At 65.2% G+C, this 13,272-nt stretch carries 12 protein-coding genes; all 12 read right to left on the reverse strand.

Annotated features, from left to right (window positions below; genetic code table 11):
* Positions 1-108: 108 nt before the first annotated feature.
* A complete protein-coding gene (locus tag JQ572_RS10705) occupies positions 109-1,482 on the reverse strand; it encodes a cation-efflux pump (RefSeq protein WP_211382967.1) in 1,374 nt (457 codons plus the stop codon).
* Positions 1,483-1,624: 142 nt separating this feature from the next.
* Entirely contained in the window at positions 1,625-2,593 is a 969-nt protein-coding gene (locus tag JQ572_RS10710; protein ID WP_211382968.1) for a quinone oxidoreductase family protein, read from the reverse strand.
* 25 nt (positions 2,594-2,618) lie between these two features.
* Positions 2,619-3,614: an NAD(P)H-dependent flavin oxidoreductase gene (locus JQ572_RS10715; RefSeq protein ID WP_211382969.1), complete on the reverse strand. Its 996-nt coding sequence runs from the start codon at positions 3,612-3,614 to the stop codon at positions 2,619-2,621.
* 1,183 nt (positions 3,615-4,797) lie between these two features.
* Positions 4,798-5,445 carry a hypothetical protein gene (locus tag JQ572_RS10720; protein WP_211382970.1) on the reverse strand — a complete coding sequence of 216 codons (648 nt, stop codon included), beginning with the start codon at positions 5,443-5,445 and terminating at the stop codon, positions 4,798-4,800.
* Between the two features lie 58 nt (positions 5,446-5,503).
* Positions 5,504-5,704, reverse strand: coding sequence for a hypothetical protein (locus tag JQ572_RS10725; RefSeq protein ID WP_211382971.1), 201 nt, complete (start codon positions 5,702-5,704; stop codon positions 5,504-5,506).
* Positions 5,705-5,895: 191 nt separating this feature from the next.
* A complete protein-coding gene (locus JQ572_RS10730; RefSeq protein ID WP_211382972.1) occupies positions 5,896-7,302 on the reverse strand; it encodes a hypothetical protein in 1,407 nt (468 codons plus the stop codon).
* A 173-nt stretch (positions 7,303-7,475) separates the two neighbouring features.
* Positions 7,476-8,261, reverse strand: a complete 786-nt coding sequence (locus JQ572_RS10735) for a fumarylacetoacetate hydrolase family protein (protein WP_249128950.1) — start codon at positions 8,259-8,261, stop codon at positions 7,476-7,478.
* Positions 8,261-9,280: a 2-dehydropantoate 2-reductase gene (locus JQ572_RS10740; protein WP_211382973.1), complete on the reverse strand. Its 1,020-nt coding sequence runs from the start codon at positions 9,278-9,280 to the stop codon at positions 8,261-8,263. The genes JQ572_RS10735 and JQ572_RS10740 overlap by 1 nt, the downstream gene beginning before the upstream one ends.
* A 100-nt stretch (positions 9,281-9,380) precedes the next feature.
* Entirely contained in the window at positions 9,381-9,809 is a 429-nt protein-coding gene (locus JQ572_RS10745) for a CBS domain-containing protein (protein ID WP_211382974.1), read from the reverse strand.
* A gap of 178 nt (positions 9,810-9,987) precedes the next feature.
* Positions 9,988-11,310, reverse strand: a complete 1,323-nt coding sequence (gene oxlT / locus JQ572_RS10750; RefSeq protein WP_211382975.1) for an oxalate/formate MFS antiporter — start codon at positions 11,308-11,310, stop codon at positions 9,988-9,990.
* A 240-nt stretch (positions 11,311-11,550) separates the two neighbouring features.
* Positions 11,551-12,837 carry an oxalate/formate MFS antiporter gene (oxlT, locus tag JQ572_RS10755; protein ID WP_211382976.1) on the reverse strand — a complete coding sequence of 429 codons (1,287 nt, stop codon included), beginning with the start codon at positions 12,835-12,837 and terminating at the stop codon, positions 11,551-11,553.
* Positions 12,838-13,084: 247 nt separating this feature from the next.
* Positions 13,085-13,222: a hypothetical protein gene (locus tag JQ572_RS10760; protein ID WP_211382977.1), complete on the reverse strand. Its 138-nt coding sequence runs from the start codon at positions 13,220-13,222 to the stop codon at positions 13,085-13,087.
* Positions 13,223-13,272: the final 50 nt, after the last annotated feature.

Consider the following 13,272-nt stretch of genomic DNA (forward strand, 5'->3'; position numbering starts at 1 on the left):
AACGCGAATTTATTCTTATCCAACGTACAATTTGCGCGGCGCACGTCCGCAAACTTACGTGCGAGGCGAGTCCGAAACGAGAACGTGTGACTCCGCGCACGTTCTCTGTCACGCGCGCGGCGGCTCGGCGTGACTGATGACGCGCTTCACGCTCGGGAACGCGCGCCGCAGCGCGCGCTCGATCGCGTCGACATGATCGTGCACCTTGGTCACGCTCATCGACGGTTCGGCGCGGCAGTGGAAGTTGACGATCTCGCCGGCGTCGGTGTTGCGGACACGGACATTGTGGATGTCGTGGATCTCGCCGCCGGCGGCATATTCGGTCAGGGCGGCGGCGATGGACTGCACACGTTCCGGCGCGGCATCGACCCCGAACGGCAGTTCCGGTTCCAATGGCTCGATGTGGACGTCGACCTCGACGTCGGGGCCGAACTCCTCCTGGATGTTGCGCTCCAGCGTGTTGGCGACGTCATGGGCGGCGTCGAGCTGCATCGCGGCATCGACCTCGAGATCGATGCCGACGATCAGCTTGGCGCCGAGATCGTGCACCGTGACATGGTGGACGGCGAGCCCTGAATTGTGCGCGATGACCATGATCCGGTCGCGCACCGTCTCGTTGTCGCGCGCGACGGGGACGGCGGTGAAGGTCAGATCGGCGTCGCCGAATGCCTTGTCGACGGCCGCCTGGGCCTTGCGCTTGATCTCCTCGACGCGGTCGATCGGATAGGTCCGCGGCACCTTCGCGATGGTGTCGATGAACGTGGTCGCTCCGACCATGCGGACGCGCAGCCGGTCGACGTCGATCACGCCTGCAACGCCCCGGATCGCGGCGGTGGCCTTCTCCTGCGCGCCCTCCGGGGCGCGATCGAGCAGTGTCTGCACGGTCGAGCCGGCCATGCGCAGTCCGAGCAGGGCGATCATCACGGCGACCGCGGCCGCTGCAGCGGCGTCGCCCCACCAGAAGCCGAGGGCGGCGAGGATCAGGCCCACGATCACGGCGAACGAGCCCATGACGTCGGAGGCGAAATGCAGCGCGTCGGCGGCGAGCGCCTGGCTCCGGGTCTCCCGCGCGGCACGGTGCAGGGCGCGGGCGCGCCAGAGATTGACGACGATGTCGATCACCAGCACCACGAACGGCACGGCCGAGATCGTCGGCGGCACGGTTCCCTCGCGCAGGCGGCTGTAGGATTCGACCAGGATGCCGCCGGCGAGCACGTAGAGCAGGGCGGTGACGCCCAGCGCCGAGATGCTCTCCAGCTTGCCGTGGCCGTAATGGTGCTCGTCGTCCGCCGGCTTGTCCGACACCCGCACCACCGCCCAGGTGATGATGGTCGCGATCAGGTCGACCGAGGAGTGCAGGGCCTCGGAGATCAGCGCGAGCGAGCCGATCGCGATGCCGACCGCGAATTTGGCCGCCGCCATGCCGCCGCTGGCGAAGATCGAGATCGCGGCGACCGAGGCTTTGTTGTGCTGGGAAGTCATGGCCGGGATGTAGCAGCCCACAGGTGAACATCAAGCGATGATCCACAGGAGTAGTCGCTAGTGATTTGCAGAAGCGGGCTCTGGCACCGTCATGCCCGGCCATGACAAGCGGTGAGAGCGGCGACCCGCCGCCCGCGGCTCCTCACATCGTCACGACGATCTTGCCGAGGTGCTTGTTCGCCTCCATGTGCTCGAATGCCTTGTCGATGTCGGCGAAGGCGTAGACCTTGTCGATCGGCAGCTGCAGTTTTCGCGACTCGACCGCGCCCCAGATGTCCTTCTTGACCTCCTCGAAGATCTCGCGGACCTCCTCGATGGTGCGGGTGCGGAAGGTGACGCCGACATAGTCGATGCGGCGCGCCGCGTGCAGGTCGAAATTGAAGTCGGCATGGGTGCCGCCGAGCCGGCCGACATTGACGATGCGGCCCTTGATCTTCGTCGCGGCGAGGTTCTGGCTCGCGACCTTGCCCGAGACCTGGTCGACGATGAGATCGACGCCGTCGCCGCCCGTCGCCTTCAGCACCTCGTCGACCCATTTGGGGTCGGAGGAGTCGACGGCGAGGTCGGCGCCATACTCCTTCAGCCTGCCGCGGCGATAGGCATGGGTCGAGGAGCCGATCACGAGCCTGGCGCCCTTGAGCTTGGCAATCTGCATCGCCATCAGGCCGACGCCGGAGCTCGCGCCCTGGATCAGCACGGCCTGCCCGGGCTGTACGCCGCCGACGGTGACGACCGCGTTGTGCATGGTCGCCAGCGCGACGGGCAGGGTGGCGGCCTCCTCGAAGTTCATGTTCGACGGGGCGCGGAACAGCCGGCCATGATCGGCCAGCGTGTATTCAGCGAACGCCGCGCCGCCCGAGCCCATGATGCGGTCGCCGACCTTTACGCCTTTCGCATCCGGTCCGAGCTCGGCGACCTCGCCGGCCCATTCCATGCCGAGCACGGTGCCGGCGCCGCCGGCCGCGCCGTGGGCGTGGCCCTTGCGCATGCCGGTGTCGGCGCGATTCAGCCCGCAGGCGCGGACACGGACCAGCACCTGGGCGCCTTTAGGTTTTGGTTGAGCGACGTCGGAAATCCCAGCGCCGTCAGGGCCGTAGACATAAGCCTTCATGAATTGCTCTCGCTTCTTGCAGTGATTATTCCGCAGCCTGTGCGGTCGGATGAACGATCATGCCTTCGAGCCGGCCGCGGATGATGGCTTCGGCTTCGCGCACGATGCGCGAGATGAGTTCGGCGCAGGTCGGGATGTCCTGGATCAGGCCCTGGACTTGGCCGGCCGACCAGATGCCTTCGTCCGAATTGCCGGTCGCATAGACCATCTTGCCGCGGGCGCCGGCGACGAGTTCGCGGATGTCCTCGAACTTGGCGCCTTCCTTCTCCATCGCGACGACCTTGGTCGAGATCTCGTTCCTGGCGACGCGCGAGGTGTTGCGCATGGTGCGGAAGATCAGCTCGGTCTCGCGCTCGTCATTGGCGACGATCTTCTCCTTGATGAGCTGATGGATCGGGCTCTCCTTGGTGGCCATGAAGCGGGTGCCCATGTTGATGCCCTCGGCTCCGAGCGCCAGCGCTGCGACGAGGCCGCGGGCGTCGGCAAAACCGCCGGAGGCGATCATCGGGATCTTGATCTTGTTGGCGGCGGCCGGGATCAGGATCAGGCCGGGGGTGTCGTCCTCGCCGGGGTGGCCGGCGCATTCGAACCCGTCGATCGAGATGGCATCGACGCCCATGCGCTCGGCCGAGAGCGCGTGGCGGACGCTGGTGCATTTGTGCACGACCTTGACGCCGTGCTTCCTGAACTCGTCGACATGCTCCTGCGGCTTGTTGCCGGCGGTCTCGACCACCGTGATGCCGCTCTCGATGATGGCGGCGCGGTATTCGGCGTAGGGCGGCGGCTTGATCGCGGGCAGGATGGTGAGGTTGACGCCGAACGGCTTGTCGGTGAGGTCGCGGCAGCGCGCGATCTCCTTCCTGAGGTCCTCGGGCGTCGGCTGGGTCAACGCCGTGATGAAACCGAGCGCGCCGGCATTGGCGACGGCGGCGACCAGCTCGGCGCGTCCGACCCATTGCATGCCGCCCTGGACGATCGGATGCTCGACGCCGACGAGCTTGGTGAACCGTGTCTGCAACATGATCTGTTTCCCCCGCCTGCGTGGCGTCTTGTTGTCGGTTGATCGCGGCAGGATGCCGCCGGGGTCGGGAAAAGTCTATTGCGCGCGTGTGCGGTGGGGGCGGGGCGATCATGCGACGGGTGGGGGTGATTCCGTGAGGCGGATAATTGAGGTGTTGGCACCGGGGTGGCGCGAGGGTTTTTATGCGCCGCTACTTCAATTCCGTCATTGCGAGCGCAGCGAAGCAATCCAGGCTGTCCCCGTGGAGGGATTCTGGATTGCTTCGCTGCGCTCGCAATGACGGAGGATGAGGAGCCTTCGGAGATCATCAAATTGCATTTCCGTCGCAAGGCACACCTTTGCATCCTCGCGGCGCATCCGCCCGAGCTTTGCTTCGTCCACATCGCCCTCATCGAGACAAGGGCGCAGGGAAGGCCGGGCGCCGGCTGGCACCCGCAGGTCCGTGCGCCAAAACAATGCACACGGGTTGGACCACAGGTCAGCCAATCGCCCGGCCTTCCCTGCGCGATGGTTTACGGCTTACTTCGCGCTCTCCCCGGGGAGCGATGCACTATTGCCCCCGTCGCCCTCGCGGATCGCTGATGCGTGTGCCCGGTCGGGCGGCACGCATCACCACAGGACTTGACGCACAGACCCCGGGCGTCAGGACCACACGACTTGGCCGTCCGCGCACGTCCTCGCTGGGACTTCGAGAGCTGGCGTGTGCTCACACCCGAAGCCATGCGAGGACGCTGTCGGCGCCGGGTCGTATGCGCGAAGGCCTTTGCTCACGGTTTCCCGCCCTGCAATGCCATTCGCGCCCGACGCCGTCGCGTCCATCGCACCCCAACCCGCGGTTCGTGACGATCGCGATCCGCCCCTTGTCCCGGGTCAGGGCGTCTTGTGTCTACGACAAATCCGAATTTCGATAAAGCGGAATATATTTGCGACGGTGGGTTGACAGTCGCGGTGCAGATTTTGTGCGGGGTGTTTTGCCCGACGGGCGAAGCGAGGTTCCGGGCTCTGCCGACGTATTGTGCGCCGCTGCTTCAACTTTGTCGTTGCGAGCCAACGGGTCCGCGCGAAGCGCGGCCCGATGACAGGCTTCGCGAAGCAATCCGGAATCCTTCCGCGGAGGGATTCTGGATCGCGTCGTCGCAAGGGCTCTTCGTGATGACGTGGTCGCCCGGTGCGCCCTGGCGGGCTACTCCGCCGACAGCCGCACCATCTGGCGGCCGCCGTTGATTTCCTTGAGGCTGTTGACGAAGTTTTCCGGACGCTGCCAGCGGTAGGGGACCTTCAATCCCATGTACTCGGCGATGTCGCCGATGAAGCCGGTGCAGTTGGTGGTCTCGGCGTTCCAGACCGGCGAGCTCGCCTGCAATTTCTTGATGTAGGCGAACACGCGCTTGGCGTCGGCTTCGTTCAGGTAGACGCGATAGTTCGCGGTCAGATATTCCGGGTCGAGATCGCCGTAGCTCGCGCCGGTCTCCGAGGGCACCCAGGTCAGATGTCCGAGCACGTAGGCAAGCGTGTCGCCGGCCGGCGTCAGGCCCGCGACCTCGACGGCGCGCTCGCTGGTCTTGCCGTACCAGACGAAGGCATGCCCCCAGCTCGCGGCCGTCCGGGCGCGGAAGTCGACGTAGTAGGGACCTTTCTCCGCGCGCGCGACGGGACGCCGCGTCGCTTGCGGCGCCGGTCGTGCGGTGTCGGTCGTGGCAAGCGCGTTCGCGTCGGCGACGCGCTTGTTAGCTTCGTGGGCCGAGGCCGAGGGCGTCGTGCACGCGACCATGGCCGCGAGCGCAAATCCCGCAAGGATGCAGGATCCCGATCGATCAGGTTTGTTCGTCACGCTGTGCCCCTCGACTGTCGGCCGCTTACGCCAATTCCGCGCGTCGTTCGCCAGCGCGTCAGTAGCGCGCCGCCACCGGGCCCGGCGCCTTGCCGATCGGGGCCTTGCCAATCGGGCTCTTGCCAATCGGCATCTTGCCGATCGGCGCCTGCTCAGAATAGACCGGCACGGGCTGGCGACGCGGCAGATCCGCAGCGTTCGCAGCCGTCACCAGAGCAAGCGTGGCACCCAGAACAATTACAATCTTCTTCACAGTCATACCCCTAGAAGGTTTGGTCGAAACACGGCCATGCCGTGCCCCCAGACACGCCTCACAGAAGGGCGGCCGAATGCGTCCACAGTGCGGCAAGCGCGGGACATGTCTGCGGCATATGCCGGGCGCGCGCAGATGTGATGTGTCTGGATGTTTCCGAGGCGGGCGATTGCGTGCGGCGCGCGGGTGGTCGGCCTTCACCCGATGCGGTTGAGGCTGTTGCGGATGGTCGAGAAGATGCCGCCGATGTCCTTGCGCAGGCCGTCGAGCGCATTGAAATTGTCGAAGATGCGGACGAGGCGGTCTTCGACCTCGCGCTTGCTCCTGGTCAGGGCGTCGACGCGCGAGGCGAGGGTGACGCCGCCGCTCGCCTCGATCTCGCCGACGGTTTTGGCGAGGAGGTCGCGCGTGGTGCCGACCTCGGCGATCAGGGCCTCGATGCCGAACACCGGCGCCTTCAGCGGGACGAGGTCGGCCTGCGATTTCGACAGCTCCGCCTTGAAGGCGTTCAGCGTCGCCAGCGTCTCCTGCAGCGCGCCGAGGCGCTGGCGCGACTGGACGACGAAATCGTTCAGCGCATTCTGGCGGTCGGCAAGGCTCCTGCCATCGGGGTCGGTTTCGACCTCGGCGAGGGAGCGATCGAGCTGGGTCTGGCGCTGGCCGAGCTCCTCGAAATCGAGCCGGATGGTTTTCAGGATGTTGAAGCTGTCGTCGACGCGGGCGAGGCGCTGCTCGATCTCGATCTTGTTCTTCGACAGCGTCTCGACGCGGGCGGAGAGCGGCGCTTCATTGCCGGTCTCGAGTTCGTCCATGGTCTTGGCGAGGCGATCGTGGCTGAGGCTGAGCTCGCCGATCAGGGCGTTGATGCCGGCGTCCGACGCGCGCAGCGGCACCAGCTCGGCGTGGGACTTGGCCAGATCTTCCTTGTACTGGTTGAGGGTCGCGAAAATGTCATGGACCCTGCCCACCCGCGTCAGCAGCACCGATACGTCGCGCGCGATCTCCTTGAGGCGGTCGGCGAGGTTGTTCTTGCGGTCGTCGGTCTCGAGATCGTGCAGGGAGCGTTCGAGCTGGTTCTGGCGGTCGCGGATCTCGGTGAAGACGGGCTCGACCGCGCGGCGCTGCTCGGCGACCTTGCCGACCATGTCGCGCAGTCCCTGCTGCCGGCGGCGGATCTCGGCGAGCTGGTCGTGCATGTCGGTGGATTCGGTGCGGCCCTGCTGGAGAAGGGCGCGCTGCTCGGTCTGGCCCAGCTTGTCGTGCAGCGCGGAGACGGCCTCCCGGGGATCGCTCTCGATCAAGTGCTGGACGGTGGCGTCGAGGTGGTTTTGCAGGGCGTGGGCGACGACGACGTCCTCGCGGGTCTTCTTGAGGCGGTCGCTGAGCGTGTCCAGGCGCCGGTCCTGGCGCGAGAGCCGCCAGGCGGAGGCGCCGATCAGCGCCAGTCCTGCCGCCAGGATCGTACCGGTCGCGATGCGCTGCGGCACGGGCAGGCCCGCGAACCAGGCGGCCAGGTGGGCGACGTCGTAACCGAACGCCTGCTGGGCGAAGACCGCGATGGCGGCGAGCAGGGCAAACCAGGCAACCAGGAAAAACAGCCACATCGTGACTTCCTCACGCCGGCACACATTTTCGCCATAGTTGCTATTGGAGTGCGGAACCCAGATCAAGGGGCGCGCCGGATCGTTGGCGGTTTCCGCGAGCACCATCCACGGCTGGATGCGTCAGACGATCGGTGGACGGGCGAGAAGTGCCGGGTTTTCCCGGAGTTGGGCGGCTACAGCCGAAACTCGTTGGTGAGCTCGCCGATGCCGTCGATCGCGACGGTCACCGTATTGACCGGCTCCTTCATCACGCCGACGCCGACCGAGGTGCCGACCGCGATGAGGTCGCCGGGGAGCAGGGTCATGTCGTGGGAGATACTGCTGACGAGTTCCTGCGCGGTGAAGATCATGTCCGAGATCGGATAGTTCTGCCGCTCTGCGCCATTGAGGATGGTGCGCACCACCAGCCTGGCCGGATCGAGGCCGGTCGCGATGACGGGGCCGAACGCGCCGTAATCATCGATGCCCTTGGCGCGGGCCCACTGAGGAAAGGTCGGGTCGCTGGTCAGGATGTCGTTGGCGGTGATGTCGTTGACGCAGGTGTAGCCGAAGATGAAGCTGTCCGCTTCCACAGGCGACACGCGGGCGCAGGTCCTGCCGATCACGATGCCGAGCTCGCCCTCATAGGTCGTCTTGCCGTCGTAATAAGAGGGACGGCGGATCACGGCACCCGGCGCCGTGATGCTGGTGGTGGCCTTGAGGAGATAGAGCGGCTCCGGCGGCTCGGGCTGATTCAGTTTTGCTGCGAGCGCGTGAAAATTGTTCCAGAGCGCGACGATCTTGCTGGGCGCGCAGGGCGCGAGCAGCTCGACCTCAGAGAGCGCCAGCGTCCTGCCGGTGGCGGCATTGCGGCCGAATATCTCGCCCTCATGAACGCTGATGCCCGACGGCGTCAGCGCGCCGAAGCCGGTCGCGCCGGCATGGCGGAAGCGCAGCCATTGCTTCATCTCGCCCGCCATCACGCCACCGCCAGTGCGCGCGGATCGGCCGGTGCCGAGACGCCGTCATAGAGGCCGGCGATGCGGGCGCGCTGGGTCACCATCGCCAGCACCGAGTCGAGCGCGGGCGTGGCGATGCCGGTCAGGCGGCCCATCTCCTGCACCACGGTGACGAGCGGGTCGATCTCCATCGGACGGCCGCGCTCGAGATCCTGCAGCATCGAGGTCTTGTGCGCGCCGACCTTGCGGGCGCCTTCGATGCGGCGCTCGACGTCGACGCGGAATTTGACGCCGAAGGTCTCGGCGATCGCTTGCGTCTCCATCATGATCGCGCGCGACAGCGCGCGCGTGGACGGATCGGTGCAGATCACGTCGAGCGTTGCATGGGTCAGCGCGCTGATCGGGTTGAAGCAGACATTGCCCCAGAGCTTGAGCCAGATCTCGTCGCGGATGCGGTCTAGCACCGGCGCCTTGAAGCCCGCGGCGACGAAGAGGTCGGAGAGGCGCTGCACGTCGGAGGTGATCTCGCCCGAGGGCTCGCCGAGCGGGAAATTGTTGCCGTAGACATGGCGGATCACGCCCGGGGCCTCGATCTCGGTGGCGGGATAGACGATGCAGCCGATGGCGCGCTCGGCACCGATCTCGCGCCATTGCCGGCCGCCGGGGTCGATGCTTTCCAGCGTCGAATTCTCGTAATCGCCGCCATGCCTGTAGAAGTACCAATAGGGGATGCCGTTGACGGCGGTGACGATGCGGGTGCGGGGTCGGAGCAGCGGCTGCATCTTCTCGATCACGCCGGTGATCGAGTGCGCCTTGAGGGTAATGATGATGTAGTCCTGCGCGCCGAGCTCGGTGGGATCGTCTGTGCAGCGCGGATGCACCGTGTGTGTTTCTTCGCCCGCGAGCAGCGTCAGGCCGCGCTCGCGCATCGCGGCAAGGTGGGCACCGCGTGCGATCAGGCTGACGTCGGCGCCCGCGCGCGCGAGCTGAACCCCGAGATATCCGCCGATTGCGCCGGCGCCGTAGATGCAGATCTTCATGAAATCCTCGCGGGTGACCGGAATTCGGGACGAAAGATCCGGTCCGGCTCGGACGGATCCGAGCCGGGGCCGGTAGTCGCAGGGGAAGGGTCGTGTGGCTTTAGGCGGCCGCTTGCGGCGTACCGTTGATCGCTTCGTCCATGGCAGCGGCGATGTCGCGCATGCTGATGACCGAGACGAGGCTGTAATCGTCGATGACGGGCAGGTGGCGGATGTGATTCCGGTTCATCAAATGGCGGACGTGCTCGATCGTGTCGCTCGAGGTGCAGGACACGAGCTGCTGCACCGAGACGAGCTGCGAGACCTTGACGTTGACGGCATTGGCGCCGTGCTCGGCGACTGCGCGCACGACGTCGCGCTCGGTGAACATGCCGACCGCGGTGTTACCCTCGGAGCGGACCACGTCCTTGACCACCAGAGCGCTGATATTGTTGGCGCGCATCAGCTTGGCGGCGATACCCACCGTTTCGTTCATTCGCACCGTGACAACGCGCGGCGTCTTCTTGCGCAGAATGTCTCCGACCAGCATTGCAACCTCCCTGGGTGAATGATGAGGCAAGTGTGGTATACATAATGCCAATCGTCAAGCGCTGGATTTGGCTGATCCGAAAAATCTTGCGGCAGTAATGCTGACGTTTGTCGTCGCGCCAAAAAGAAGGGGCGCATCGCTGCGCCCCTTCTACAGCCGTGCAATGGCGTGTTGCGGCTTACGCCGTCTCGGTCTTGGGGGTGCCCGTTGCGGCATTGGCGCTCTCGGCTTCCTTGCCGAGGATGAAGGAGCGGCGCAGCGGCTTGATTACGAACAGCGCCATCAGCGCCGCCGTCGCGTTCAGCGCTACCGCCACCACGAACACCGCCTTCCAGCCGTAGGCTGCCGAGATCACGCTGGCGAGCGGGACGAGCAGGGAGGCGGTGCCCTTCGCGGTGTAGAGCATGCCGTTGTTGGTGGTCGCGTATTTCGAGCCGAAGGTGTCGCCGCAGGTGGCGGGGAACAGCGAGTAGATCTCGCCGAATACGCCGAAATACACCGCGGTCGCGAGCACGAACACGATCGGGACGTGGCCGTAGGCCGACAGCGTCAAGAGCATCAACGCCGCCGTGCCGAAGGCGATGAACATGGTGTTCTCGCGGCCGATCGTGTCGGAGATAAAGCCGAAGAACGGACGTCCGAAGCCGTCGAAGATGCGGTCGAGCGAGATCGCGAAGGTGAGCGCCGCCATCTGGAAGCCGGCAAGCGTCACCGGGGTGCTCGCGATCTTGAAGTCGTGCGCGATCGGGGCGATCTGCGCCGCGGTCATCAGGCCGCCAGAGGCGACCATGACGAAAACGAGATACATCACCCAGAAAATAGGAGCGCGCAGCACCTGCGGCGGAGTGAAGTCGATCTTGGTCTGCGGCAGGTTGAGCTGCTTCTTTTTCGGCGGGATCGAGATCCGTGGCGGCTGTATGAAGAAGGCGAGCACGAACACGATCACGCCCTGGCCGATGCCGAAGGTGAGGAACGCGTGCTGGTAGCCGCTCGTCGCGATCATGGTCGCGATCGGCACCACGGTGAGGGCTGCGCCCGCACCGAAGCCTGCGGCGGTCGCGCCGGCGGCGAGGCCGCGGCGGTCGGGAAACCATTTCAACGCATTGCCGACGCAGGTGCCGTACACCGCGCCTGCGCCTATGCCGCCGATGACGGCCGCCGTGTAGAGCAGCGGAAGGCTATCGGCGTAGGAGTTGAGAATCCACGAGAGCGCGATCATCACACCGCCGAACATGATGACGATGCGCGGGCCGTATTTGTCGACGAACCAGGCCTCGATCGGCACGAGCCAGGTCTCGGTGACGACGAAGATGGTGAAGGCGAGCTGGATCGCGGCGCGTCCCCAATGATGGGCCGCATCGATCGGATCGACGAACAGCGTCCAGCCGTATTGCAGATTGGCAATCATCGCCATGCAGACGATGCCCATGACGAGCTGAAGCCAACGGAAACCTGTGCGAAGGGGCGCAGCTGTCACGGCGCCATCCGTGCTGGAAATCATCAACAACCTCCCAATGCGCTTGTCTGGTCGACACCGGTTGCAAGATGACCCGATGTCGCAAATGTTGTGGCTTATCGTCGCAAGCGCTGCCCGGAGCTTGGTATACCATATTCCAGATTGCAAGCCCTATCTTGGCTTCCTGTGACAAAATGCACGGTTCCATCGCCATGGCGGCATCGCCCGCGCAAACGAAAACGCCCGGCCGAAAGGCCGGGCGTTTTGCAGGAATGAAGTCTGGTGTCAGACGGTCGACTTCGCGACCACGACCTTGCGCCAGGGCTTGAGTACCGCGATCGCGAGCAGAGAGGCCAGGATGTTTGCGCCGGCTGCGAGGATGAACACGCTGTCCCAATGACCGGAGGTCTGCTGCACGTAATTGGCCAAGGGAACGAGAAGGGCCGCGGTGCCCTTGGCGGTGTAGAGCAGGCCGGCATTGGTGGTCGCGAACTTCGCCCCGAACGTGTCGGTGCAGGTCGAGGGGAACAGCGAGTAGATCTCGCCCCAGGCAAAGAACACCAAGCCCGACAGGATCACGAACCAGATCGGATCGTGGCCCCAGAGGTAGAGCATCCAGATGCCGACGCCTTCCATGCCGAATGCGATGAACATGGTGTTCTCGCGGCCGATCATGTCGGAGATCCAGCCGAAGAACGGACGCGTCAGGCCGTTGAGCACGCGGTCGATCGTGGCCGCGAACGTCACTGCGGTCATGGTCATGCCGATCAGCGTGACCGGGATGGCGTCGACCTTCCAGTCCACCGCGATCGGCTTCAGGTTCGCCGTCACCATCAAGCCGCCGGCGCCGACGATCACGAACATGAAGTACATCAGCCAGAAGATCGGCTGACGCAGCACCTCGGTCGGCTGATAGTTGCGGCGGGTCTGCTGCAGATTGGCGTTCGGCACCACGTTCGGCACCTGGCCCGGCTTCGGCGCCAGCAGGAAGAAGGCGAGAACGCAGATGATGATGCCTTGTCCGAGGCCGAAATAGAGGAAGGTGGTCTGGAAACCACTGTCCTTGATCATGGCCTGGATCGGCGCGACGGTGAGGGCGGAGCCCGCACCGAAGCCCGCGGCGGTGATGCCCGCGGCGAGACCGCGCTTGTCGGGGAACCACTTCAGCGCGTTGCCGACGCAGGTGCCGTAGACGCCGCCGGCGCCGATGCCCGCGACGATCATGCCGAGATAATAGCCGTTCAGCGTGGTGGCCTGCGCATTGATCGCCCAGCCGACGGCGCAGAGCACGCCGCCGATCAGCACGACGAGGCGCGGACCGTATTTATCGACGAACCATCCTTCGACCGGCACCAGCCAGGTCTCGAACAGCACGAACAGCGTAAAGGCCCATTGGATCGACGCACGATCCCAGCCGAATTTCTTCTGGATGTCGGGGACGAAGAACGTCCAGCCGTATTGGTAGTTGGCGATCATCACCATCGCCGCTACACCGACTGCCAATTGCGCCCAGCGATACGTGTCGCTGACGCGCGCGGCTGTCGGGGCGGTTGCTTGCACCATGTCCGTCATAAAGCCTCCCGTGGCGCCTCTAATTTTTCTGCGAGCGCTGGAGGGGCATTCTTGTATGCATTATGCCAAGCTTCAAGCGCTGGTCCGGCCACCGTGCGCAAATGCCGCAGCACCTTGCCTGGTCGCGGGCTGTGACTCGGGACAGCACAAGTAGAAATGGCCCCGCGCTGCGGGGCCATTCATCAAAAGTAGTATGAGAGCGGCTCTGAAACCGCCGCGCGGTCCGGCCGCGCGGGGACGTACTGGCTTACAGGCCGAAACGCGGCAGGTCGCCGTTGTGATTCGAGATCTCGGCGCTCGCCATCAGGAGGCGGTCGATCGCGGCCATCAGGCGGGCGAACAGCGAGGAGGACGGAGCGAGAGCAACTGCGGCGGTCTTGGACATCGGAAATCCTTTCTTGAGACGGTCAGTATTGCTGTCTCATTTCGAAAGGG

It is taken from the genome of Bradyrhizobium sp. SZCCT0153 (genome assembly GCF_018129995.1).
GTDB classification, from domain to species: Bacteria; Pseudomonadota; Alphaproteobacteria; order Rhizobiales; family Xanthobacteraceae; genus Bradyrhizobium; species Bradyrhizobium japonicum_G.